The 22,171-nt window shown below is 59.5% G+C and carries 24 protein-coding genes; 7 read left to right on the top strand and 17 right to left on the bottom strand.

Features of this window, described 5'->3' with window-relative positions; all coding sequences use genetic code 11:
• Nucleotides 1-3: 3 nt before the first annotated feature.
• On the top strand, nucleotides 4-507 hold the full coding sequence (locus tag ACPDZI_RS02755; RefSeq protein ID WP_438833961.1) for a phage tail protein: 504 nt from the start codon (nucleotides 4-6) through the stop codon (nucleotides 505-507).
• The gene (locus ACPDZI_RS02750) at nucleotides 494-1,654 is read left to right on the top strand and encodes a phage late control D family protein (RefSeq protein ID WP_438833960.1); all 1,161 of its coding nucleotides are present in this window, start codon (nucleotides 494-496) and stop codon (nucleotides 1,652-1,654) included. The genes ACPDZI_RS02755 and ACPDZI_RS02750 overlap by 14 nt, the downstream gene beginning before the upstream one ends.
• Before the next feature lie 114 nt (nucleotides 1,655-1,768).
• Here the strand turns inward: ACPDZI_RS02750 and ACPDZI_RS02745 are convergent, their stop codons facing one another.
• The 6 genes from ACPDZI_RS02745 to rppH all read right to left on the bottom strand — a co-directional run bounded on the left by ACPDZI_RS02745 (nucleotide 1,769) and on the right by rppH (nucleotide 8,097).
• A complete protein-coding gene (locus tag ACPDZI_RS02745) occupies nucleotides 1,769-2,176 on the bottom strand; it encodes a hypothetical protein (RefSeq protein WP_024944572.1) in 408 nt (135 codons plus the stop codon).
• Nucleotides 2,173-3,363, bottom strand: a complete 1,191-nt coding sequence (gene nhaA / locus ACPDZI_RS02740; protein WP_024944573.1) for a Na+/H+ antiporter NhaA — start codon at nucleotides 3,361-3,363, stop codon at nucleotides 2,173-2,175. Before nhaA ends, ACPDZI_RS02745 begins: the two co-directional genes overlap by 4 nt.
• A 226-nt stretch (nucleotides 3,364-3,589) precedes the next feature.
• Nucleotides 3,590-4,384 carry a thymidylate synthase gene (gene thyA, locus ACPDZI_RS02735; protein ID WP_168968043.1) on the bottom strand — a complete coding sequence of 265 codons (795 nt, stop codon included), beginning with the start codon at nucleotides 4,382-4,384 and terminating at the stop codon, nucleotides 3,590-3,592.
• Nucleotides 4,381-5,208 carry a prolipoprotein diacylglyceryl transferase gene (lgt, locus tag ACPDZI_RS02730; RefSeq protein ID WP_168968042.1) on the bottom strand — a complete coding sequence of 276 codons (828 nt, stop codon included), beginning with the start codon at nucleotides 5,206-5,208 and terminating at the stop codon, nucleotides 4,381-4,383. Before lgt ends, thyA begins: the two co-directional genes overlap by 4 nt.
• Before the next feature lie 67 nt (nucleotides 5,209-5,275).
• The gene (gene ptsP, locus ACPDZI_RS02725) at nucleotides 5,276-7,555 is read right to left on the bottom strand and encodes a phosphoenolpyruvate--protein phosphotransferase (protein WP_076361506.1); all 2,280 of its coding nucleotides are present in this window, start codon (nucleotides 7,553-7,555) and stop codon (nucleotides 5,276-5,278) included.
• 14 nt (nucleotides 7,556-7,569) lie between these two features.
• Nucleotides 7,570-8,097 carry an RNA pyrophosphohydrolase gene (gene rppH, locus ACPDZI_RS02720; protein WP_011704634.1) on the bottom strand — a complete coding sequence of 176 codons (528 nt, stop codon included), beginning with the start codon at nucleotides 8,095-8,097 and terminating at the stop codon, nucleotides 7,570-7,572.
• Between the two features lie 733 nt (nucleotides 8,098-8,830).
• Here rppH and mutH point away from each other — a divergent pair.
• Entirely contained in the window at nucleotides 8,831-9,505 is a 675-nt protein-coding gene (gene mutH, locus ACPDZI_RS02715) for a DNA mismatch repair endonuclease MutH (RefSeq protein ID WP_438833959.1), read from the top strand.
• Nucleotides 9,506-9,587: 82 nt separating this feature from the next.
• Nucleotides 9,588-9,917, top strand: coding sequence for an isoamylase early set domain-containing protein (locus tag ACPDZI_RS02710; RefSeq protein WP_263680446.1), 330 nt, complete (start codon nucleotides 9,588-9,590; stop codon nucleotides 9,915-9,917).
• 103 nt (nucleotides 9,918-10,020) lie between these two features.
• On the opposite strand, the gene rplS is transcribed toward ACPDZI_RS02710, so the two are convergent.
• The 5 genes from rplS to ffh form a co-directional block, all read right to left on the bottom strand.
• On the bottom strand, nucleotides 10,021-10,368 hold the full coding sequence (gene rplS / locus ACPDZI_RS02705) for a 50S ribosomal protein L19 (protein WP_005313505.1): 348 nt from the start codon (nucleotides 10,366-10,368) through the stop codon (nucleotides 10,021-10,023).
• Between the two features lie 32 nt (nucleotides 10,369-10,400).
• Nucleotides 10,401-11,150 (bottom strand): tRNA (guanosine(37)-N1)-methyltransferase TrmD, encoded by a 750-nt coding sequence (trmD, locus tag ACPDZI_RS02700; protein ID WP_011704631.1) that lies wholly within the window; start codon nucleotides 11,148-11,150, stop codon nucleotides 10,401-10,403.
• A 34-nt stretch (nucleotides 11,151-11,184) separates the two neighbouring features.
• Nucleotides 11,185-11,706: a ribosome maturation factor RimM gene (rimM, locus tag ACPDZI_RS02695; protein WP_011704630.1), complete on the bottom strand. Its 522-nt coding sequence runs from the start codon at nucleotides 11,704-11,706 to the stop codon at nucleotides 11,185-11,187.
• 24 nt (nucleotides 11,707-11,730) lie between these two features.
• Nucleotides 11,731-11,979 carry a 30S ribosomal protein S16 gene (gene rpsP / locus ACPDZI_RS02690; RefSeq protein ID WP_005341383.1) on the bottom strand — a complete coding sequence of 83 codons (249 nt, stop codon included), beginning with the start codon at nucleotides 11,977-11,979 and terminating at the stop codon, nucleotides 11,731-11,733.
• Between the two features lie 184 nt (nucleotides 11,980-12,163).
• Nucleotides 12,164-13,540 (bottom strand): signal recognition particle protein, encoded by a 1,377-nt coding sequence (ffh, locus tag ACPDZI_RS02685; protein ID WP_011704629.1) that lies wholly within the window; start codon nucleotides 13,538-13,540, stop codon nucleotides 12,164-12,166.
• Nucleotides 13,541-13,825: 285 nt separating this feature from the next.
• Between ffh and ACPDZI_RS02680 the strand changes: the two genes are divergently transcribed.
• Nucleotides 13,826-14,617: a cytochrome C assembly family protein gene (locus ACPDZI_RS02680; protein ID WP_076361719.1), complete on the top strand. Its 792-nt coding sequence runs from the start codon at nucleotides 13,826-13,828 to the stop codon at nucleotides 14,615-14,617.
• A 40-nt stretch (nucleotides 14,618-14,657) separates the two neighbouring features.
• The gene (locus ACPDZI_RS02675; RefSeq protein WP_076361507.1) at nucleotides 14,658-15,938 is read left to right on the top strand and encodes an HlyC/CorC family transporter; all 1,281 of its coding nucleotides are present in this window, start codon (nucleotides 14,658-14,660) and stop codon (nucleotides 15,936-15,938) included.
• A 33-nt stretch (nucleotides 15,939-15,971) separates the two neighbouring features.
• On the opposite strand, the gene ACPDZI_RS02670 is transcribed toward ACPDZI_RS02675, so the two are convergent.
• The gene (locus ACPDZI_RS02670; protein ID WP_076361508.1) at nucleotides 15,972-16,445 is read right to left on the bottom strand and encodes an Rrf2 family transcriptional regulator; all 474 of its coding nucleotides are present in this window, start codon (nucleotides 16,443-16,445) and stop codon (nucleotides 15,972-15,974) included.
• A 110-nt stretch (nucleotides 16,446-16,555) separates the two neighbouring features.
• On the opposite strand from ACPDZI_RS02670, the gene hmpA reads away from it, so the two are divergent.
• The gene (hmpA, locus tag ACPDZI_RS02665; protein WP_438833958.1) at nucleotides 16,556-17,749 is read left to right on the top strand and encodes an NO-inducible flavohemoprotein; all 1,194 of its coding nucleotides are present in this window, start codon (nucleotides 16,556-16,558) and stop codon (nucleotides 17,747-17,749) included.
• A 102-nt stretch (nucleotides 17,750-17,851) separates the two neighbouring features.
• Here hmpA and ACPDZI_RS02660 read toward each other — a convergent pair whose 3' ends face one another.
• From ACPDZI_RS02660 to ACPDZI_RS02640, 5 genes are all read right to left on the bottom strand, one after another.
• A complete protein-coding gene (locus ACPDZI_RS02660; RefSeq protein ID WP_194759143.1) occupies nucleotides 17,852-18,448 on the bottom strand; it encodes a tetratricopeptide repeat protein in 597 nt (198 codons plus the stop codon).
• A 496-nt stretch (nucleotides 18,449-18,944) separates the two neighbouring features.
• Complete coding sequence (mdh, locus tag ACPDZI_RS02655) at nucleotides 18,945-19,880, bottom strand: malate dehydrogenase (RefSeq protein ID WP_005308680.1); 936 nt, start codon at nucleotides 19,878-19,880, stop codon at nucleotides 18,945-18,947.
• A 221-nt stretch (nucleotides 19,881-20,101) separates the two neighbouring features.
• Nucleotides 20,102-20,764 (bottom strand): arginine ABC transporter permease ArtM, encoded by a 663-nt coding sequence (artM, locus tag ACPDZI_RS02650; RefSeq protein ID WP_438833957.1) that lies wholly within the window; start codon nucleotides 20,762-20,764, stop codon nucleotides 20,102-20,104.
• A gap of 2 nt (nucleotides 20,765-20,766) precedes the next feature.
• Entirely contained in the window at nucleotides 20,767-21,417 is a 651-nt protein-coding gene (gene artQ / locus ACPDZI_RS02645) for an arginine ABC transporter permease ArtQ (protein ID WP_053288113.1), read from the bottom strand.
• A gap of 3 nt (nucleotides 21,418-21,420) precedes the next feature.
• Entirely contained in the window at nucleotides 21,421-22,158 is a 738-nt protein-coding gene (locus ACPDZI_RS02640) for a transporter substrate-binding domain-containing protein (RefSeq protein WP_438833956.1), read from the bottom strand.
• Nucleotides 22,159-22,171 lie beyond the last annotated feature (13 nt).

The following is a 22,171-nucleotide window of genomic DNA, read 5'->3' as shown; positions in this document are numbered from 1 at the left end:
ACCATGATGATGACCCTGGGCTGGTTCGTGTTTATGCGCTCGACAGTTGCCCCTCAATCCCAGCAAGACGAATGGGCATGGCGCCACCCGGGCAATAACCGGGTCGGCGCTCGCCCGGCTTACCAATTCCTCGGCCCTGACGATGAAACCAGCACCCTGAGCGGGGTGCTATACCCAGAGTTGACCGGCGGGCCGGTATCACTCGACATGCTGCGCCAGATGGGCGACAGCGGTGAAGCCTTCCCCCTGATCCAGGGCGATGGCGTGATGCGTGGCTCGTTCGTGATAGAGGGCATCAGCACCACCCGCACCGAGTTTTTCAGCGATGGTGCCGCCCGCAAGATAGAGTTCAGCATCAAGCTCAAGCGGGTCGACGACAACGACAGCACGCTGGGCAACACCCTGCTGGGGCGCACCGCGGGCAACCTGCTCGGCCGCTTGGGGGTGGGCAAACTCATGGGTAGCATCGGCGGCAAGCTGGGGGGATCCTCTGATGGGGGCGCTTGACCAGTTTGGCAGCCGCCTGGCCGAGAATCTCGGCATCACCAGCTCGCTCGATGCCCTGCGCCAAGGCCATCCGGTGCCGGCCTACCAGGTGCTGGTCGATGGCAAAGACATTTCGGCCGCCATCCGCCCGCGCCTGATGTCGATGACCATCACCGACAACCGGGGTTTCACCGCAGACACCATCGAGATCACCCTCGATGACAGCGACGGTCAGCTGGATATGCCGCGCCGGGGGGCCACCCTGCGCGCCCTCATCGGTTGGCAAGGCAGCGCCCTGGTCGACAAGGGCACCTACAAGATTGACGAAGTAGAGCACGCCGGCGCCCCAGATGTGCTCACCATTCGGGGCAAATCGGCTGACCTGCGCGGCAGCATGAACAAGCTGCGCGAGCGCAGCTGGCACCAATCCACCGTCGGCAGCATCGTCGAACAGGTGGCCGCCACCTACCAGCTCACACCCTGCGTGGGTGACTCGCTCAAGGGGCAGCTGATCGACCACATCGACCAGGCCAACGAAAGCGATCTGGCCTTCCTTACCCGCCTGGCTGGCCAGTGCGATGCCATCTCTACCGTCAAATCTGGCCGCCTGATGTTCATCAAAGCCGGTCAGGGCACCACCGCAAAGGGCCAGCCGCTGCCAGCTATCACCATTACCCGCCAAGATGGCGATCAGCACCGCTTCTCAGTGGCAGACCGAGACGCCTACACCGGCGTGACGGCCTACTGGCAAGACAACAAAGCCGCAGAGAAAAAGAAAGTCGAGGTGAAGCGCAAGAGAAAGACCAAACCGAAGCCTGAGCGGCCATTGCCGCCGGGCGTCGTGGTCAACAAGAAAGAGAACGAGCTGCTGGTCGGCAGCAGCGAGAACGTCAAGGAACTGCGCCACGTCTACGCCAACCAGGCCAATGCCATGCGGGAGGCCAGGGCAGAGTGGGAGCGGATCCAGCGCGGGGTGGCCGAGTTCGACATCACCCTGGCCAGGGGCCGGCCAGAGCTCTACCCGGAACAACCCACCACCGTCAGGGGGTTCAAGACCAAGATAGACGAGGCCGACTGGCTACTCACCCAGGTGGTGCACGACCTCACCAATCAGGGCTACACCAACCGCCTGCAGCTCGAAGTGAAACTCGACGAGCTACCGGAATAAAAATGGCGGCAGAAGATAAGCTGCCGCCACTTCATCGCCATGTTACAAAGCAAACACCACAAGCGACTGATTATTAAAGATATTTAAAATAAAATATAGTCGAGATGGTTGTAGTTAAGGTGTGACATCCGATGGGGTTCCCGCGCTGCGCGGACTCCGGTAGCAACTGAGTTCAGCCGCCAGAATGTCATACATGTCGCTGATCGAGTCAACCTTGTTCGCGTCGAACTGCGCCTGCAGATGGGCCTTGAGGCTGGCCGGATCCGGCATCCGCTCCATGCAGTAACGCTTGTTGGACTGTTTGACCCGCTCGCCGGCCCGGCTGCTCAACGCCCGTTCTGCGAAGGTCTCGCCAAACTGGGCCTTGGCCTGCTTGTCCCCCAGCATCAGGGCGCTGTCGACCACCCCGTTGAGGTAGGCCGAGCAGCCGGCCGAGGCCGCATCCTGCTGGCAATCCTGCAGACTGCCGGCCCAGGCCGTCTGGCTCAGCGCCAGCAAGGCCAGCCATCCTAGTCTTTTCATAACCCCTCCGTGCTTTGGTCGGCCTCCCGGTTCGGGAGCGCCATGCGCAGGGCGAGATAACCGACGATCGCCGCCAGGGTCGATCCCACCAGGATCCCGAGGCGCGAATAGCTGCCGTAATCCAACCCGCCGTGCTCGAAGGCCAGCGAGGCGATGAACATCGACATGGTAAAGCCGATACCGCACAGGATGCTGACCGCGAAGATCTGTTTGAAGTTGACCCCGTTGGGCAATTGGGCAATGCCGAGCTTCACCGCCAGCCAGCTGATGGTGAACACCCCGAGCGGCTTGCCGATGAACAGCCCCAGCATGATGCCGAGCGGCACCGGGCTCAACAGGGCGGAAAGGCCGATCCCCTCCAGCGACACCCCGGCATTGGCAAAGGCGAACAGCGGCAGGATCAGGTAGGCGCTCCAGGGGTGCAGGGCATGCTCCAGTTGCTTGAGCGGCGAGGCATAACGCTTGCCGTTGAGCGGGATCATGAAGCCCACGATAACCCCCGCCAGGGTCGCATGGACGCCCGACTTCAGCACCGCCACCCAGAGCACCAGCCCCACCAGCATGTAGAGGCTGATCCGATCCTCGCCGCGGCGGTTCATCCAGAGCAGGGTCAGGGTCGCCAGGATGCCGATCGCCAGCGCCGTCAGCGACAGCTGCTGGGTGTAGAACAGCGCGATGATGATGATGACGCCCAGGTCGTCCATGATGGCCAGCGCCAGCAGGAACACCTTGAGGCTGACCGGCACCCGCTTGCCCAGCAGCGCCATCACCCCGAGGGCGAAGGCGATGTCGGTGGCGGCGGGAATGGCCCAGCCGGCGCGCGCCACTTCATCGGAATAGTTGAAGAAGGCATAGATGAGCGCGGGCGCCAGCATGCCGCCCACCGCGGCGATGGCCGGGAAGGTGGCCTGCACCCGGGAAGAGAGGGCCCCTTCCAGCATCTCGCGCTTCACCTCGAGGCCGACCAGCAGGAAGAAGACGGCCATGAAGCCATCGTTGATCCAGAGCAGCAGCGGCTTGTTGATGTCGAGGGCGGCGATGCGTACCTGCACCTGGGTATCGAGGAAGGCCTGATAGCTGCCGGCCAGGCCGCTGTTGGCCAGGATCATCGCCAGCATGGCCGCCATGATCAGAATTATTCCGGAGGCGGCCTCCAGCTTGAGGAACTTTTTGATTACGTCGCTCATGGTTAAATTATCCACAGTATTACTTTGTTTTGAGTCTATATCCCATAACAATTAATGGAAAATCGTTTCTTACTGCGAAATACAACGAGAAAACCGAAGGCAAAATCAAACATGCCTGCTATAAGCAGGTTTTCTCCCACACGGATTTCACTCGAAGCCCAGTCATCAGAGTGAATATTCTGTGGTTTTTATGCATAAAAAAGGCGCCTCATGGGCGCCTTTCACATCAGATGGCGACAGGCGCCTTGATGCCGGGATGGGGGTCGTAACCCTCTATCTCGAAATCCTCGAACCTGTAATCGAAGATGGAGTCTGGCTTGCGTTTGATCACCAGGGTCGGCAGCGGGCGCGGCTCGCGGGAGAGCTGCAGCGCGGTCTGCTCCATGTGGTTGGAGTAGAGGTGCACGTCACCACCGGTCCAGACGAAGTCGCCCACTTCCAGGTCACACTGCTGGGCCATCATATGGGTCAGCAAAGCATAGCTGGCGATGTTGAACGGCAGGCCGAGGAACACGTCACAGCTGCGCTGGTAGAGCTGGCAGGAGAGCTTGCCGTCGGCCACATAGAACTGGAAGAAGGCATGGCAGGGTGCCAGCGCCATCTTGTCCAGTTCGCCCACGTTCCAGGCGGAGACGATGATGCGGCGCGAATCCGGATTGTGCTTGATGTCATCCACCGCCTTCTGGATCTGATCGATGACAGACCCGTCAGCCGCCGGCCAGGAGCGCCACTGGGCGCCATATACCGGCCCCAGATCGCCGTTCTCGTCGGCCCACTCGTCCCAGATGCTGACGCCGTGCTCTTTCAGGTAGGCGGTGTTGGTATCGCCATTGAGGAACCACAGCAGCTCGTGAATGATGGAGCGCAGGTGGCACTTCTTGGTGGTAACCAGCGGAAAGCCTTCCGCCAGATTGAAGCGCATCTGATGGCCGAACAGGGAGACGGTGCCGGTACCGGTACGGTCGGATTTCACGGTCCCCTCATCGAGGATCTTCTGCATCAGGTCGAGATAGGCTCTCATTGCTTTGCCTCCTTGACGCTGTTACCGAACAGCTGTGGCCGCTTGTAGGCAACCCAGATCATCAGGGCTCCGATGATGATCATCGGGGTGGAGAGGATCTGGCCCATGCTGATCTCCTGGAAGTAGAGACCGAGCTGGCTGTCCGGCTGGCGCACGAATTCCACCAGGAAGCGGAACAGGCCGTAGAACAGCAGGAACATGCCGGAGATGGCGCCACGGGGTGGGTTCTTGCGCCAGAACAGGTTGAGAATGATGAACAGCACCACCCCTTCCAGTGCGAACTGATAGAGCTGGGACGGATGGCGCGGCTCGGGGCCCGCCTCCGGGAAGATGATGGCCCAGGGCACATCGGTGACCCGGCCCCACAGCTCGCCGTTGAGGAAGTTGCCGATGCGACCGACGCCGAGGCCGAACGGAATGAGCGGTGCCACGAAGTCAGCTACGGTGAAGAAGTGGCGGTTGGTCTTGTGGGCAAACCAGACCATGGCGGTAATGACCCCGATCAGGCCGCCGTGGAACGACATGCCACCGGTCCAGATCTTGAACAGGTAGAGGGGATCGGCCAGGAACAGGTCGAAGTTGTAGAACAGCACGTAACCGACCCGACCACCCAGGATCACCCCGAGGAAGCCGTAAAACAGCAGGTCCGAGACCTCGTTGCGGGTCCAGCCACTGTTCGGCGCATCCGCGCGGCGCCCCGCCAGCCACATGGCAAAGGCGAAACCAAACAGGTACATGAGACCATACCAGCGTACCGATAGTGGTCCCAAACTGAATGCTACGGGATCAATCTGCGAGAAAACCCAATATCCATCGTGCTGCATAAGCGGCCCCAGTCATAAGAAAAGCCGCATTTTCCGATCATTCGTCAGCAGGGACAAGGCATGATTATCAATCAGTCTGTTTCGTTTTGTGACCGGCGCGCAGCAAACCGCCCAGGCCGTGCTCTTCCAGATAGCGGGCAAACAGGCCGCGCAGCACATGCGGGTTGTCGTGCTTGAGGCCATCCGTCAGCAGCACCGTCAGTTCGCTCAGGGTGGACTGACACAGCACGTACTTGATGCGGGCGATGTTGTGGGTGTTCATGCTGAAGCGGCGATAGCCCATGGCCAACAGCAGCAGCACCCCGACCGGATCACCGGCCAGCTCACCACACACCGACACCGGCTTCTGGTAACGATGGGAGGCATCGACCAGCAGTTGCAGGGCGCGGATCACCGCCGGATGGAAAGCATCGTAGATATTGGCGACCCTGGCGTTGTTGCGATCTACCGCCAGCAGGTACTGGGTCAGATCGTTGCTGCCCACCGACCAGAAATCGATGAGTGGCGCCATTTCGGGCAGGATGTAGAGTGCGGAAGGCACCTCGATCATCACCCCCAGGCTCGGATAGCGGATCACCGCCTCCCGGCTGGCCGCCTCTTCCGACACTTCTCGCCAGGCCTGATCCAGCAGGCGGCGGGAAGCCTTGATTTCGCTGACGCTGCTGATCATCGGCAGCATGATGGCCAGATTGTCCAGCCCTTCGCTGGCCCGCAGCATCGCCTTGAGCTGCACCAGGAACAGTTCGGGGTGATCCAGGGTGAGCCGGATCCCCCGCCAGCCAAGGAAGGGATTTTCCTCGACGATGGGGAAATAGGGCAGCTGCTTGTCGCCGCCCACATCCAGGGTTCGCATGCAGACCGGCCGGTTGCGGTAGGTCTCCAGAATGCCGCGATAACGGGCGGTCTGCTCCCACTCGGAGGGGAAGCTGTCCTGCAGCATGAAGGGAATTTCGGTGCGATAGAGGCCGACCCCGTCCGCCAGCTGATTGAGGGATATTTCGGTGTCGGCACTGAGCCCGGCGTTGAGCAGCAGGGAAACAGGCACGCCGTCGGCCGTCTCGGAGGGCTGGTTGTCGACGCTGCGCACCAGGGTATCGAGCGCCCGCTCCTCGCTCAGCAGCTGGCGGTACTCGGTCAGGATCACCTGGTTGGGTTCGATGAAGAGATCGCCGCTGTAGCCATCGACCACCAGCATGCGACCACCGATGTCGCCGAGCGGCAGATCCACCCCCATGATGGCCGCCACCCCCATGGCGCGAGCCAGAATGGCGGCGTGGGAGTTGGTACCCCCCTTGAGCGACACCACCCCGGTCAGAAACTCGCGGGGGACTTCAGCCAGGATGGTGGCGGTCACCTCGTCGGCAACCAGCACCACCGGCTCGCCGATGGCGATATGCTCTGGCTCGTTTTGCACCAGCCGGCTGATGAGCCGCTGGGCAATGTCCTTCACATCGGTGGAGCGCTCCTGCAGGTACGGGTCCTTCATCCCCTTGAACTGATCGATCAGCCGGTCACTGATGAGCTTGACCGCCGAAACGGCCGTCCAGTGCTCCTTGCTCACCTTGTTGCGAATGGGCTTGATGTAGCCCGGATCGTTCAGCAGATGCAGATAAATGTCGAAGATGGCGACCGAATCCTGGCTGTAGCTCTCGCGAAATCGCAGTGCCAGGCTCTCCAGATCGTGGCGCACCTCCTCCACCGCCACATTCAGCCGCTCCAGCTGTCTGGCGTGATCCTCATCCTTGCGCGGGGTGATGGAGTTGAGCTCCTTGCGCGGCCGCCACACCCAGGCCTTGGCCATGGCGATGCCGCTGGCACCGGCAATGCCGCGCAGCGGCTTGCTCCAGTCGGTCTTCTGCAGCCAGCCCTTGGCTTGGGCCTGGGCGATCCGGGCCGCCAGCTGGGCCGCCAGGGTCACCATGAAGGACTCTTCCCCCTCATCGAAGAGGCGGCTCTCCTTCTGTTGCACCACCAGAATGCCCACCACCTGACGCTGATGCATGATGGGGGCGCCGAGGAAGGAGCGAAACGCCTCTTCAGCCACATCGGGCAGGAACTTGAAGCTGGGATGGGAGGGGGCATCGGCCAGGTTGATCAGCTCTTCCCGCTGACCCACCAGACCGACGATGCCCTGCTCGAACGGCAGGGTGGCCTTGCCCACCGCCGACTCGGCCAGACCATCGGTCGCGGCCAGCCGGTAGCGGCGCATCTCGGGTTCTGAGACATAAACGGAACAGCAGTCCACCATCATGGCCAGCCGGGTCTGGCTGACCAATGCCTGCAAGGCCAGCTCGAGGGTATTGGCCTCGGCCATGCTTTCGACGATGCGTCTGAGTTCCGTTAACAACTAATCTGTGCTCCTTAACGGGGGCGATTGCGCCGCCCATCCTTCTTGTTGACCTGAACTGCCGGCACCGGCATCGCCAGCGGGGCAAACTCCTTCATTACCCGTCGATAGACTTCCCGCTTGAAGGAGACGACCTGACGGACCGGATACCAGAAGCTGACCCAACGCCAGTCATCAAACTCGGGATGACCATGACAGCCGAACTGGATCCTGGACTCCCTGCCCGGATCCAGCTGCAGCAAGAACCATTTTTGTTTTTGGCCAATACAGACCGGTGAACTGTCCCAACGAACGAGGCGTTTGGGCAAGCGGTACTTCAGCCAGTTGCGACTGGTGGCCATGATGGTCACATCTTCGGGCTTGAGGCCTATCTCCTCATATAGCTCACGATACATGGCCTGCTCCGGCGTCTCACCATCATCAACCCCTCCCTGCGGAAACTGCCAGGAGTGCTGCCCATAGCGCTTAGCCCACAATACTTGTCCGTCACGGTTACAGATCACGATTCCGACATTGGGACGAAACCCGTCGCCATCTATCACGTGATCACCTTATAAAGGCTGAATCTATAAGGGGATTGTTCCACATTCACCTCGTGGCAGCAAACAGGGACTGCGATCCCCCACTCATGAATAACTTTCAATTTCAAGCCGACTTATAAACAAATCCAAGGATCAACCGGACCAAGTTGCCCACCCAGACTGTGCATAAGCCTGTGAGCAAGCAGGTATATACAGTAGTTTCATTTATCTGATCCAAACCAGGCGACAGCATACCCCATGTTGATAAAAACAGAATATGCATTTAAATACATGACGTTAAACAATCAATGCTGGATCAAGATCCATGTCTTTCACGGCCGGCGATCCGGGATCTCGATTGTGAACAAGTTCTACTGTTCAAAGATCCACCACGGCTATTTTATCCACAGGAGTGGCACACTATCTGCTCTGGAATCGCCGTTGAAATCGGTGCTGTTTCACATTTTTTTGTAACAATGAGCCAACTATTAGCTCTTGCCAGCAGTTATCCAAGATTTCTGTGGATAACTGTGTGCAACATCGCGAGCAAACCCTTGGACAACTATTTTGAGCCTGGATCCTGCTGGTCAATGACCGAGAGAATAGAGACAAATTTGTTTAAAATCATTATGATAAGTACTTACTCACAAAACAGCCCCCCCTGTGCATACCCCTGCCAGGATCGGTTATAAAAACAGCGATCCTCAGCAAGGATCAGAGTTGCTAGAATAATTCCCCTTTGCAGGAGTGACCCATGCCCACCAACCCCCAGTCCGAGCAGGAATTGCTGGCCCGCGCCTATGCCATGGCGGGCTTCACGCTGTCCCAGCTGGCCGCCACGGCCGGCATCGCCGTACCGGCGGATCTGCGTCGTGACAAGGGCTGGGTTGGTCAGCTGATCGAGTGGCAGCTGGGGGCCAGCGCTGGCAGCAAGCCCGAACAGGACTTCCCGGATCTTGGCATCGAACTCAAGACGATCCCCATCGATCCTCAGGGCAAACCACTGGAGACGACCTTCGTCTGCGTGGCACCGCTGATCGGTGTCAGCGGCCAGCAGTGGGAACAGTCCAATGTGCGCAACAAGCTCTCTCGCGTGCTCTGGATCCCGGTGGAGGGCAGCCGCGAGATCCCCATAGGTGAGCGCCGGATCGGTATGCCGCTGTTGTGGAGTCCGAATGAAGAGGAGGAGCGGCTGCTGCGCCAGGACTGGGAAGAGCTGATGGACATGATAGTGCTGGGAGAGGTGGAGCAGATCAACGCCCGCCACGGCCAGGTGCTGCAACTGCGTCCCAAGGCGGCCAACAACAAGGCTCTGACCCGGGCCATCGGCCGCAACGGCCAGCCGATCATGACCCTGCCGCGCGGCTTTTACCTCAAGATAGGCTTTACCCACGGGCTGCTGCAGCGCCACTTTGCCCTGCCCGCTTGATCTCGCTTATCAACATCCTTGTCATAAAGTGATATAAAAATAGCCAGCAGCTATTTCTTCGCAATCAGGACAAGGAGGCGTCATGCCGATCAACAAGCAATTTCTCAAGTCTCGCCCCGAGGTCAAGGTGACCTTTGCCGTGGAAAAAGAGGCAGCAGGAGAGGCCGAGCAGGTGCTGTTGCTGGGGGAGTTCAGCCAGTGGCAACCCATCGAGCTCAAGCGGATGAAGAGCGGTGAGTTCAAGACCACCCTCAATCTGCCGACCGACGGTCCCGAGCATTTCGAGTATTGCTACCAGTTGGTGCAACCCAACGGGGAGACCCACTACGACAATGACTGGGCGGCGGATGACTACGTGCCCGGCCCCTTCGGACGCGACAACTCAGTGGTGCGGGTCAGCCAGCCAGGTTGAGCCGGCACACCCGAAAGCGGATACAAAAAAGGCTCGCCATTGGCGAGCCTTTTCACTACCTGTCGAGCTTTTCGCCGACATACCGACACCAATTCGAATCGAATTAGTTGAGCTTCTCTTTAATACGAGCAGCTTTGCCGGACAGGTTGCGCAGGTAGTACAGTTTGGCGCGGCGAACATCACCACGACGCTTCAGTTCTACACTGTGGATCAGCGGAGAGTGAGTCTGGAATACACGCTCAACACCTTCGCCGTTGGAGATCTTGCGAACGGTGAAAGCAGAGTGCAGACCGCGGTTACGCTTGGCAATAACGATGCCTTCGAAAGCCTGCAGACGCTCTTTACCACCTTCTTTAACACGAACTTGAACACGTACGGTGTCGCCCTGGGCAAAAGCCGGGATGTCGGTACGCAGTTGCTCTTGTTCAAGCTGCTGAATAATCTTGCTCATTGTCTTTCCTTACCTAGGATAAACTGAAAACTCTACTTAACGCTGTCACGCACTTCGCGGACATACTCGGCAAGAAGTGATTCTTGCTCGTCAGTCAGAGCTAGGTTGTTAATAAGTTCCGGCCTTCTCTGCCAGGTTCGTCCGAGCGATTGCTTGAGCCGCCAGCGCCGAATCACTTCGTGATTGCCGCTTGTCAGCGCCTCTGGCACCGCCAACCCATCCAACAACTCCGGCCGAGTGTAGTGGGGATGATCCAGCAGGCCATCCGTGAAGGAGTCCTGCTCGGCACTGGCCTGATCGCCCAAAACCCCAGGGACCAGACGCGAAACCGCATCGATCAGGGTCATGGCAGGCAACTCGCCACCACTTAACACGTAATCCCCGATAGACCACTCTTCGTCGACTTCGGTTTGTATCACGCGTTCATCGATACCTTCGTATCGACCGGCGACCAGAATCAGTTTCTGATTCGTCGCCAACTCGGTCACGCCCGCTTGAGTCAGCTTGCGTCCCTGAGGAGAGAGATAGATGACTTTCGCCCCGTCTCCCGCCGCTTGCTTGGCTGCATGAATCGCGTCACGCAGCGGCTGAACCATCATTAACATGCCGGGCCCACCACCATAAGGACGATCATCGACCGTACGGTGCTTGTCGTGGGTAAAGTCCCGGGGGTTCCAGCACTCAATCTGCAGCAGGCCACTTTTGACGGCCCGACCCGTTACCCCGTGCTCGGTAATGGCTCGGAACATTTCAGGGAAGAGGCTAATCACCCCAATCCACATAAGAAACCTCCGGCACCCGTGTTAGCGCGGGAAACTAGAAACCAGGATCCCAATCAACTTCGATTGTTCGAGCAGTCAGATCAATGTTCTTGATCACCTGCTCTTCCAGGAACGGAATCAACCGCTCCTTCGCACCAAAGGCATCTTTTACATTGGCCTCAACCACCAACACATCGTTGGAGCCGGTTTCCATCAATTCGGTCACCTTGCCCAGGTCGTATCCCTTGGTGGTCACTACCGAGCAACCAATCAGGTCACGCCAGTAGAACTCGCCCTCAGGCAACGCAGGCAACAGATCGGCGGCTACGCCAATCTCGACATTGGTCAATGCCAGGGCATCCTCGCGCACGTCGATACCATCGAGTTTGCAGATCAGACCCTTGTTGTGACGCTTCCAGGATGAAACCTGAATTTCACGCCACACCCCGTTCTGATTGATCAGCCAGGGGTTGTAATCGAAAATCGCTTCGGCAACATCGGTGAAGGAGTTCACTTTAAGCCAGCCCTTGATGCCGTAAACGGTACCCAGGGTGCCCAGAACTACAGGTTTTTCCACCTTAACTCCTTACCGTTTGGCTGATTAAGCAGCTTTGGCAGCGTCTTTGATCAGCTTGGCAACGCGGTCAGAAACAGCGGCACCAGTACCAACCCAATGCTCGATGCGAGCCAGGTCCAGGTTCAGCTTTTCAGCGTTACCAGAAGCAACCGGGTTGAAGAAACCAACGCGCTCGATGAAACGACCGTCACGGGCGTTACGGCTGTCAGCAACTACTACCTGGTAGAACGGACGCTTTTTCGCGCCACCACGTTGTAAACGAATGGTTACCATATCGTCCTCATTAACATCTAATGAACAAGGCCCGCAAACACGCGGACCCTAGCTTAAAATAAGCCGCGTAATTCTACTTGGATTCGTAATAATTGCAACCAAGCCAGCCATTTTTTGCACAAGCGGCCCCATGAAAAGGGCCCACCCTTGGTGAGCCCCTGACGTGTGCATGACGACCCGGCAATCAGAAGGGGCCGCGGCCACCACCGAATCCCGGCGGCAGCATGTTCTTCATCTGCCCCATCATCTTGCGCATGCCGCCCTTGCCGGACATCTTCTTCATCATCCGCTGCATCTCGGTGAACTGCTTGAGCAGCTTGTTCACATCCTGCACCTGCATGCCGGAACCCGCGGCGATACGACGCTTGCGAGAGCCCTTGATGAGGTCGGGATGGGCACGCTCCTTGGGCGTCATGGAGCTGATGATGGCCTCCATCCGCACGGTGAGCTTGTCATCCATCTGATCCTTGATGTTGTCCGGCAGGCCGGACATGCCTGGCAGCTTGTCGAGCATGCCCATCATGCCGCCCATGTTGCGCATCTGGGCCAGCTGCTCGCGGAAATCTTCCAGATCGAAGCCCTTGCCGCTCTTGACCTTGCTGGCCAGCTTGGCCGCCTTCTCTTTATCGACGTTGCGCTCCACCTCTTCGATCAGAGAGAGCACGTCGCCCATGCCGAGGATGCGGGAGGCCAGACGATCCGGGTGGAACGGCTCCAGCGCATCGGTCTTCTCGCCCATACCGATGAACTTGACCGGTTTGCCGGTGATGTGGCGCACCGACAGAGCGGCACCACCGCGGGCATCGCCGTCCGCCTTGGTGAGGATCACGCCGGTCAGCGGCAGCGCCTCGTTGAAGGCCTTGGCGGTGTTGGCGGCATCCTGACCGGTCATGGCATCCACCACGAACAAGGTCTCGACCGGCTTGATGGTGGCGTGGAGATGCTTGATCTCGTCCATCATGTCGCTGTCGACGTGCAGGCGGCCGGCGGTATCGACGATCACCACGTCATAGAACTTCTTGCGCGCCTGATCGATGGCTGCATTGGCGATGTCGACCGGCTTCTGGCTGGCATCACTCGGGAAGAAGTCGACACCGATGTCATTGGCCAGGGTTTCCAGCTGTTTGATCGCCGCCGGACGATAGACGTCGGCACTGACCACCAGCACCTTCTTCTTGCTGCGCTCTTTGAGCAGCTTGGCCAGCTTGCCGACCGTGGTGGTTTTACCGGCACCCTGCAGACCCGCCATCAGGATGATGGCCGGTGGCTGGGCTGCCAGGTTGAGCTGCTCGTTGGCCTCCCCCATCACGGAGACCAGTTCGCCATGCACAATCTTGATGAAGGCCTGGCCCGGGCTCAGGGACTTGGCCACTTCCTGGCCAACCGCCCGCTCCTTGACGCGAGCCACGAAGTCACGCACCACCGGCAGGGCGACGTCCGCCTCGAGCAGCGCCATGCGAACTTCGCGCAAGGTCTCTTTGATGTTCTCTTCGGTCAGACGACCACGGCCGCTGACATTGCGCAGGGTGCGCGAGAGTCGTTCAGTCAAATTCTCAAACATGACGCATTCCGGTTTTTGGCGTAACAAATGGGGGCATTATACCTCAGCCGGCGCAATGAGGACGATTATTCGCCGCACACGACGGTGACCTGCCCTCAAAAGGGCAGGCACAATGAACCCAGGCTGGTATTTCGGACGGTGCCGGTGCGCCTTCTGGTGCACGCCGCAGCGGCAGACTGCTGTCTATATATGGGCGGATCGGCGGCAGCACAACTGGCGAGCACATCTTGTGCAAGGTATACTGCCCTTCCTGTTCCCAATCGCTTGCTCGACAACGACCCGGTTATGATCGTGATCTCTGTTCTGGCCCTGGCGTTCTATCTGCTGGCCATCATCGCCTCTCTGCACCTGCTGCTCAGTGCCAAACCAGTGGGACAAGCCCCCCTGTTTGCCTGTATCGGACTGGCCCTGATCGCCCATGGCACCGCCGTGGCTAGCGAAGTGCTGGTGACACACTCCGGCCAGAATCTGAGCATGCTCAACGTGGCCTCGCTGGTCAGTCTCATCATCAGCTGCTTCATGACTTGCGTCACTCGCCGCTTCAACGGCTGGATCCTGCTGCCGGTGGTCTACAGCTTCTCGGCCCTGCTGCTGGCCGCCAGCGCCCTCATTCCCGGCCGCTACATCACCCATCTGGAGGCCCATCCCCAGCTGCTGCTGCACATTGGTCTCGCGCTGATGGCTTACTCGGTATTGATGATCGCCTGCCTGTTTGCACTGCAGCTCGCCTGTCTGGACCGGCAGCTGAAATCGCGCAAGATCAGCCAGCTGCCCGCCATGCCACCCCTGATGACGGTGGAGAAGCGGCTGTTCCAGCTCATCTCGGCAGGTCTGTTCCTGCTGACCCTCTCCATTGCCTCCGGCCTGTTCTTCCTCGAAGACATGTTCGCCCAGGGCAAGTCCCACAAGGCTATCCTCTCGATCCTGGCCTGGTGCGTCTACGTGCTGCTGCTGTGGGGCCACCATACCCGTGGCTGGCGCGGTCGCAAGGTCATCACCCTGAGTCTGATCGGCAGCTTCATCCTGACCTTGGCCTATTTTGGCAGCCGCTTCGTCAAAGAAGTCTTGTTGAGCTGACCGCCACCCTTTTTATCATCCACTCCCACAGGAGCCCTTCTTGGACAGTATCTCAACGAGTACATTACTGATTGTTCTCGTTATCTTGATCCTCTTGTCTGCTTTTTTCTCCAGTTCCGAAACCGGCATGATGTCCCTCAACCGTTACAAGTTGCGGCATCTGGCCCAAACCAAACACAAGGCTGCCCGCCGGGTAGAAAAGCTGCTATCCCGCCCGGATCGCCTGCTGGGGCTGATCCTGATCGGCAACAACCTGGTCAACATCCTCGCCTCGGCCATCGCCACCATCGTCTGCATCCGCATCTTCGGCGATTTGGGGGTGGCCATCGCTACCTTCGGCCTGACCCTGATCGTGCTGGTGTTTGGTGAAGTGACCCCCAAGACTCTGGCTGCCATGTTCCCGGAGAAGATTGCCTACCCGGCCTCCTGGGTGCTCAAGGGGCTGATGGTACCGCTCTCGCCGCTGGTCTGGCTGATCAACGGCATCACCACCGGCCTGCTCAAGCTACTGCGGCTCAACCCCAGCAAGGATGACTCCCTCAATACCGAGGAGCTGCGCACCATCGTCAACGAGGCCGGCAGCCTCATCCCCCAGCGCCATCAGGAGATGCTGCTCAGCATTCTGGATCTGGACAAGATGACGGTGGAGAACATCATGGTGCCGCGCAGCGAGATCTACGCCATCGACATCAACGACGACTGGAAAACCATACTGCGCCAGCTGGCCCACTGTGCCCACACCAAGATCCTGCTCTATCGCGACAACATCGACGACGTGGTGGGCTTTCTGCACGCCCGCGACGCACTGCGGCTGATGGCCAGGGATCAGTTCAACAAGTCGAGCCTGCTGCGGGAGGTGGACGAGATCTACTTCATTCCGGAAGGTACGCCGCTCAACGTGCAGCTGGCCAAATTCCAGCGCAACAAGGAACGAATCGGCCTGATCGTCGACGAATATGGCGACATTCAGGGACTGATCACCCTGGACGACATTCTGGAAGAGATAGTGGGCGACTTCACCACCTCCATGACCCCCGCTCCCAGCGACGAGATCCACCCCCAGCCGGACGGCTCCTTCCTGGTGGAGGGCTCGGCCAGCATCCGCGAGCTGAACAAGGAGATGAGCTGGCAACTGCCCATCGACGGGCCCAGAACGCTCAATGGCGCCATCCTGGAATACCTGGAGGAGATCCCCCAGCCCAACATCAGCCTGCGGCTGGCCGGCTACCCCATCGAGATCCTGGAAGTGGAGAACAACATGGTGAAGATGGCGCGGATCATGCCCGATTTATACCGTAACGAGTCTGGTTTTGAGGATTGAAAAAAGGCTGCCACTGGCAGCCTTTTTTCTTGCTCACTCGCTCTCCTCGTCCGGCTCCGGCTCCAGCACCAGGGTCGGAATCAATTCGCCAAATACCTTCTGCAGCTCGTCGCGATTGGCCAGCAGGTCTTGCAGGGTATAGCTGTCCATCACCGCCAGAAAGGCGTTCATCGCCTCCTTCAGGGCATTCTTCAGCAGGCAGACCGAGACGATATGACAGGCCGGCGAATTGCAGTCGATACCGTCAAGATTGCCTTCCAGCGCCCGGATCACCTGACCGATATTGACGGTCTCCGGCGCGCAGGCCATGCGGATCCCGCCATTCTTGCCGCGCTGGGACTGCAGATAGCCCAGTTTTACCAGCTGGTTCACCACCTTCACCATGTGATTGCGGGAGACGTCATACAAGGCGGAAACCTTGGCCACGCTCGACAATTCGCCCTCCGGCAGGGTCGCCAGATAGAGCAGGGCTCTCAATCCAAAATCGGTATAGCTAGTTAGTCTCATAGTGCCTGTGGCGCATCGCGCGGAAATTGATTATTGATTCATATCAAATAAACATCTAGGATGCAGCTTATTAAGTGACATTTTAGATGTTCAATTAGCAAGGACCTCCTATGTTAGACCAAGCCACCATCGCCGTCATCAAAAGCACCATCCCTTTGCTCGAATCGGCGGGCCCCGCGCTCACCCAGCACTTCTACCAGCGCATGTTCAGCCATAACCCGGAACTGAAAGACATTTTCAACCTGGCGCACCAGCGCAGTGGCGGCCAGCCGCTGGCGCTGTTCAATGCGGTAGCGGCCTATGCCAAGAACATCGACAACCTGGGGGCACTGGCCGGGGCCGTGGAGCGTATCGCCCACAAGCACACGGGTTTCCTGATCCAGCCAGAACAATATCACATTGTAGGTAGTCATCTCTTGGCCACGCTCAAAGAATTGGGTGGAAGTGCGGTAACCGACGAGGTGCTGGATGCCTGGGGCAAGGCGTATGGCGTGCTCGCCAGCATCTTCATCGGCCGCGAGAGCGAGATTTATCAGGAGAAGGCAAGCCAGGCAGGTGGCTGGCAGGGTTCCCGCCCCTTCCTGATCAAGGAGAAGCGGGTCGAGAGCGAACTCATCACCTCCTTCCTGCTGGCGCCGGTGGATGGCAAGCCGGTACTGGACTTCAAACCGGGCCAGTACCTCAGCATCAAGCTGGTCCACCCCGAGCTGGAATATCAGGAGATCCGCCAGTACTCCCTCTCCGATGCGCCCAACGGCCAGCACTACCGCATCAGCGTCAAGCGCGAGCCGCAGGGCCAGGTTTCCAACCTGCTGCACGATCATCTGCAAGCGGGTGACCAGATCGAGGTGATGCCACCCACCGGCGACTTCTACCTGAAAGCCGATGGTCATACCCCGGTGGTGTTGCTCTCGGCCGGTGTGGGTGTCACGCCGATGATGAGCATGCTCAACCAGCTGCTGGCGAACGGCCATCAGGCCGACATCACCTGGTTGCACGCCTGCGAACAGGGTGCCGTACATGCCTTCAGGGAGGATATTCAGCAAAAATCCCGCCAACACGCCAACCTGCTGAGCCAGGTCTGGTATCGGGAGCCGCAGGCCAGTGATGTGCAGGGCGAAGATTACGACTTTGCCGGTACGATGGAGCTGACTGCAGTGAAGGAGCGCATCACGCCGCAGGCCCACTACTACTTCTGTGGCCCCGTCGGCTTCATGCAGGCAGTCAAGCGGCAGCTGATCGCGGCGGGCATTCCAGCCGGCCAGCTCCATTACGAAGTTTTTGGTCCCCACCAAGATCTGTAAGGCGGGCTAATCACTATAACCAGATGAGGAGCCAGCCTGTCACGGCACGGCGGCCGGCTCCTCCCGGCCCACGGATGCAGATCCGTGGGTCATTTTTTTGGATCAGTGCATCGCCTTGGCACGGGCGATGGCATTGGCCGGCATCCGGTTGCCAAGCCGGCTCAGCAGGCTGGTCGCCTTCTGGTGCAGCGCCTTGTCGCCGATCACAGTACTGTGCAGCCAGTGATAGGCCTCTTCATAGTCGAGCGGGCTGCCCATTCCCTGCAGCAGCATCTCCACCCACTCTATCTGCGCCCGCTGGAAGCCCAGGCTGGCGGCCTCCCGCATCAGGGTCTCGGCCTTGAGCAGATCCTTTTGCACCAGCGTACCCTTCCAGTAGTAGCGGCCCAGCTGTTCCAGTGCCGGCGCCAACCCCTGATTGGCAGCATCCCACATGAATTTGACCCCCAGCTCCGCATTGGGCTTGGTACAGACCCCCCAAGCCAGCATGTCCCCCCACAGAAATTGATAAGACGGGATCTTCATCACTTCGGCCCGCACCTCGATATCCTGGGTAAGCTGGCACCTATCCTGCTTCACCTGCTGGAGGTGACGTCCCTGTTCAATCCAGTTGAGCAGCTCGTCCTGGCGATAGAGCGGTACCGCCTGCAGCGTGCCGCTGTCCACATTCAGGCCGCTGCTGGTCGGTGTGCTGGTCATGGGACGATTGTTCGGCGAGCGATCGCCCTCAGCGGCGACAGGCGCGGGGATGGGGGCTGCCGCTGGTGCAGAAGCTGAGGATGTTGAACTCTCTGCCACTACCGGCGCAGAGGGGGCGGCCGGACTGACGGCTGGCGTTGCCGTGGTTTGCACGGCCGCCGATGCAGGTACCGCAGCAGAGGACGGGGCAGCCGTGGAAGGCTGAATGGCAACCTCTGGCTGCGCCGGCGTACTGGCCGGTGCGGAGGCGGCCACGGCCCCGCTCGTCGCGACGGCGGCAGAGGCGGAAGGCTCGGCCCCCTGCGCTTGGCTCGTCAGCAATGGGGGCGTCAGCAAACAGAGAAGGCCGACAAGGGTAATGGGTTTCATCATAAGGATCTCCTGCAGCACCCTGTTATCGGCAGCCAGTGACATCCCCTTAGGCCGGCACCGCCTGCATCCGTCACCATAACGACAAAGGGGAGCCGAAGCTCCCCCTGCTGTCCATCCGGACGCCTTACTTGACGAAGTCGACACCCAGCTGGATATCGGCTTTCAGAGTGGCCAGCATGCCATCCATCGCCTCTTGTTCGAAGGCGCTCAGCTTGCCGTAATCCAGCACGGTTTCGACACCGTTCTTGCCAAGCAGGATGGGCTGCGCAAAGAAGGTGGCGTGTTTGCCGTCGCCTTCCACGTAGGCGCACTCGATGACGTTGGCTTCACCCTGCAGGCCCTTGATGAGCGACAGGCCGAAACGGCAGGCAGCCTGGCCCATGGAGAGGGTAGCGGAACCGCCACCAGCCTTGGCTTCCACCACTTCGGTACCGGCGTTCTGAATACGCTTGGTCATAGCGGCCACTTCGTCGGCGGTGAAGCTGGCACCTTCGATCTGGGAGAGCAGCGGCAGAATGGTCACACCACTGTGGCCACCGATCACGTTGACGCGCACCTTGTCGACGTTCAGACCCTTGGCCTCGGCCACGAAGGTCTCGGCACGGATCACGTCCAGGGTGGTGACGCCGAACAGGCGACGCTTGTCATAGACACCGGCTTTCTTCAGCACTTCGGCAGCGATGGCGACCGTGGTGTTGACCGGGTTGGTGATGATGCCGATCAGCGCTTTCGGGCAAGAGGCGGCGCACTTTTCCACCAGATTCTTGACGATGCCGGCATTGATGTTGAACAGGTCGGAACGATCCATACCGGGCTTGCGAGCCACGCCGGCGGAGATCAGCACGACATCGGCGCCGACCAGAGCCGGGCTCGGATCTTCACCGCAGAAACCTTTTACTTTCACGTCAGTCGGGATATGGCTCAGATCGACCGCCACGCCCGGGGTCACCGGAGCGATGTCATACAGGCTCAATTCGGAACCAGCAGGCAGACGGTTTTTCAACAGCAGAGCGAGGGCTTGGCCGATGCCACCGGCGGCACCCAGAACGGCAACTTTCATGATCAACTCCATGTTTAAGCGTAGGTTTAAGGTTGTTTCTTGTTGTGCGCCCAACCTTAAAGGATCCCCCCCTAAAAAACAATCTGATAACAGTTGTAATCACAGGTTCTGTGAGCCAATAAACAGGCGGCGAATAAAAATGGGGGAAAATGCAAAAAATTGGAGGGGAAGCACAGATTTCCTGCACTTCACCTCACCATTAATAGGTAGATCTGCCGATCTCAGCCCTGAAAGGCCAACGCCCTGCGTTCACACCAACGAAAACCAATTGTTAACAATCCGTTCATGGTCAGGTAGAGGGCACCAGCTACGGTGAACACCGCCAGGGTGTCATAGGTCTGGGCGTTGAGACGCTGGGCCAGCCCCATGATGTCCATGATGGTGATGGTACTGGCGAGCGAACTCCCCTTGAGCACCAGGATCACCTCGTTGGAATAGGCGGGGACCAGCCGACGGGCGGCATGGCGGGTCTTCATCCACAGGGTCTGTCCGGCCGAGAAGCCGAGCGCACGGCAGGCCTCCACTTCACCGGCGGGGATGGCGTCGAGCGCCCCCTTGAACAGCCGGGTGGAGTAGGCGGCGGTATTGAAACCGAGCGCCAGCACGGCGCAGAACCAGGGTTGCTTGAGCAGCGGCCAGAGCGGCCCCGCCTTGAGCCATTCAAACTGGCCAGGCCCGTAGTAGATGAGGAAGATCTGGATGAGCAGCGGCGTACCGGTAAAGACCAGTCCCCAGAGCTGCACCAGCTGGGTCGCCACCGGAATGCGACGCTCCAGCACCCAGGTCATGCCGGCCGCCATCAGCACGCCCAGCAACAAGCTGAACACGGTGAGCTGCAAGGTGATCGCCAGCCCTCCTAGCAGGGTCATCAGGTAATCCTGCATGGTCAGCCTCCGTAACGGCGGGTATAGCGGGACGCCTGCTTCAAGCCGAATTCACTCACCAGACTGATGGCCAGATAGATGAGGGCGGCAGCGGCGTACCAGGTGAAGGGTTGATAGGTGCTGGCCGAAGCCATCTGTGCCTGGCGCATCATCTCGTTCACCCCGATGAGAGAGACCAGAGCGGTGTCTTTCAGCAGCACCAGCCACTGGTTGCCGAGCCCGGGCAGGGCGTGACGCCATGCCTGGGGCAGCACGATGCGAAAGAAGGTGTGCCCCTTGCCAAGGCCGAGCGCCTGCGCCGCCAGCCGCTGCCCCGCGGGCACCGCATTGAGGGCGGCACGCAGGGTCTGGGTGGCGTAGCTGGCGAACAGCAGCGAGAGCGCCAGCACGCCACAGGCAAACGGGCTGAACTCCACGTACTCGCCGGTGATGAGGAACAGCACCTGGGTCGAGCCGAAGTAGATGAACAGCACCACCAGCAGCTCGGGCAACCCGCGAATAAGCGTGGTCAGGGTAGCCACCGGCCACACCAGAGCGCGCTGCTTGCTCAGTTCGGCGGCGCTGAACGCCAGCGCCAGCACCATGCCCCCGACCAGGGATGCCAAGGCCAGCCCGAGGGTCATCCAGGCAGCATCCAACAACAGGCTCAACATGGCTTAGTGCGCGAAATATTTGTCGTAGATCTTCTGATAGGTGCCGTTGGCCCTGATGTCGGCCAGCCCCTTGTTCAGCTGAGTCAGCAGCTCCTGATTGCCCTTGGCCACCGCGATGCCAAAACCGGTACCGAAGTACTTGGCGTCAGTCACCGGCGTGCCGATCACGGCATACTCCTTGTGCTGCTTGAGCCAGTCGGCGGCCACCGCGGTATCGGCAAACACGCCGTCGGTGCGGCCGTTCATCATGTCGAGGAAGGCGCTCTGGTAGCTGGCGTAGGGCACGGTCAGCAGACCCTTGCTCACCCAGTTGTCCACCAGATAGGACTGGTGGGAAGTGCCGTTCTGCACACCGACGGTCTTGTCCACCAGCTCTTCCGGCCCCTTGAAGGCGCCCTTCTTGGTCACGAACACGGCGGAGTTCTGGTAATAGATGTCGGAGAAATCGACCTGGGCGGCCCGCTCCGGGGTCACGTCCATGGCGGCGATGGCGGCGTCATAGCGACGGAATTTGAGGCTTGGGATCAGGCTGTCGAAGGCCTGGTTGTGGAAGCTGCACTCCAGCTTGGCCTGTTCACAGATGGCGCGGGCCAGATCGATGTCAAACCCCTGGAACTCGTTCTTGTCGTCCAGGTATTCGAACGGCGCGTAGGTGGCCTCGGTGGCGAACTTGATCTCCTTGGCCAGCACCGAGGTGCTCAGCAGGCCCATGGCGGCGACCAGCAACAGACTCTTTTTCATGACAGCTTCCTTA

It is taken from the genome of Aeromonas oralensis, assembly GCF_049665575.1.
Lineage (GTDB): Bacteria > Pseudomonadota > Gammaproteobacteria > Enterobacterales > Aeromonadaceae > Aeromonas > Aeromonas hydrophila.
The sequence above is the reverse complement of the archived record's forward strand: the minus strand, read 5'-3'. Positions and strand labels throughout refer to the sequence as shown.

Coding starts and splice junctions, on each gene's coding strand:
- ACPDZI_RS02755 (WP_438833961.1), top strand. CDS start 4: ATGATGATGACCCTGGGCTGGTTCGTGTTTATGCGCTCGACAGTTGCC.
- ACPDZI_RS02750 (WP_438833960.1), top strand. CDS start 494: ATGGGGGCGCTTGACCAGTTTGGCAGCCGCCTGGCCGAGAATCTCGGC.
- ACPDZI_RS02745 (WP_024944572.1), bottom strand. CDS start 2,176: ATGAAAAGACTAGGATGGCTGGCCTTGCTGGCGCTGAGCCAGACGGCC.
- nhaA (WP_024944573.1), bottom strand. CDS start 3,363: ATGAGCGACGTAATCAAAAAGTTCCTCAAGCTGGAGGCCGCCTCCGGA.
- thyA (WP_168968043.1), bottom strand. CDS start 4,384: ATGAGAGCCTATCTCGACCTGATGCAGAAGATCCTCGATGAGGGGACC.
- lgt (WP_168968042.1), bottom strand. CDS start 5,208: ATGCAGCACGATGGATATTGGGTTTTCTCGCAGATTGATCCCGTAGCA.
- mutH (WP_438833959.1), top strand. CDS start 8,831: ATGCCCACCAACCCCCAGTCCGAGCAGGAATTGCTGGCCCGCGCCTAT.
- ACPDZI_RS02710 (WP_263680446.1), top strand. CDS start 9,588: ATGCCGATCAACAAGCAATTTCTCAAGTCTCGCCCCGAGGTCAAGGTG.
- rplS (WP_005313505.1), bottom strand. CDS start 10,368: ATGAGCAAGATTATTCAGCAGCTTGAACAAGAGCAACTGCGTACCGAC.
- trmD (WP_011704631.1), bottom strand. CDS start 11,150: ATGTGGATTGGGGTGATTAGCCTCTTCCCTGAAATGTTCCGAGCCATT.
- rpsP (WP_005341383.1), bottom strand. CDS start 11,979: ATGGTAACCATTCGTTTACAACGTGGTGGCGCGAAAAAGCGTCCGTTC.
- ffh (WP_011704629.1), bottom strand. CDS start 13,540: ATGTTTGAGAATTTGACTGAACGACTCTCGCGCACCCTGCGCAATGTC.
- ACPDZI_RS02680 (WP_076361719.1), top strand. CDS start 13,826: ATGATCGTGATCTCTGTTCTGGCCCTGGCGTTCTATCTGCTGGCCATC.
- ACPDZI_RS02670 (WP_076361508.1), bottom strand. CDS start 16,445: ATGAGACTAACTAGCTATACCGATTTTGGATTGAGAGCCCTGCTCTAT.
- hmpA (WP_438833958.1), top strand. CDS start 16,556: ATGTTAGACCAAGCCACCATCGCCGTCATCAAAAGCACCATCCCTTTG.
- ACPDZI_RS02660 (WP_194759143.1), bottom strand. CDS start 18,448: ATGACCAGCACACCGACCAGCAGCGGCCTGAATGTGGACAGCGGCACG.
- mdh (WP_005308680.1), bottom strand. CDS start 19,880: ATGAAAGTTGCCGTTCTGGGTGCCGCCGGTGGCATCGGCCAAGCCCTC.
- artM (WP_438833957.1), bottom strand. CDS start 20,764: ATGCAGGATTACCTGATGACCCTGCTAGGAGGGCTGGCGATCACCTTG.
- artQ (WP_053288113.1), bottom strand. CDS start 21,417: ATGTTGAGCCTGTTGTTGGATGCTGCCTGGATGACCCTCGGGCTGGCC.
- ACPDZI_RS02640 (WP_438833956.1), bottom strand. CDS start 22,158: ATGAAAAAGAGTCTGTTGCTGGTCGCCGCCATGGGCCTGCTGAGCACC.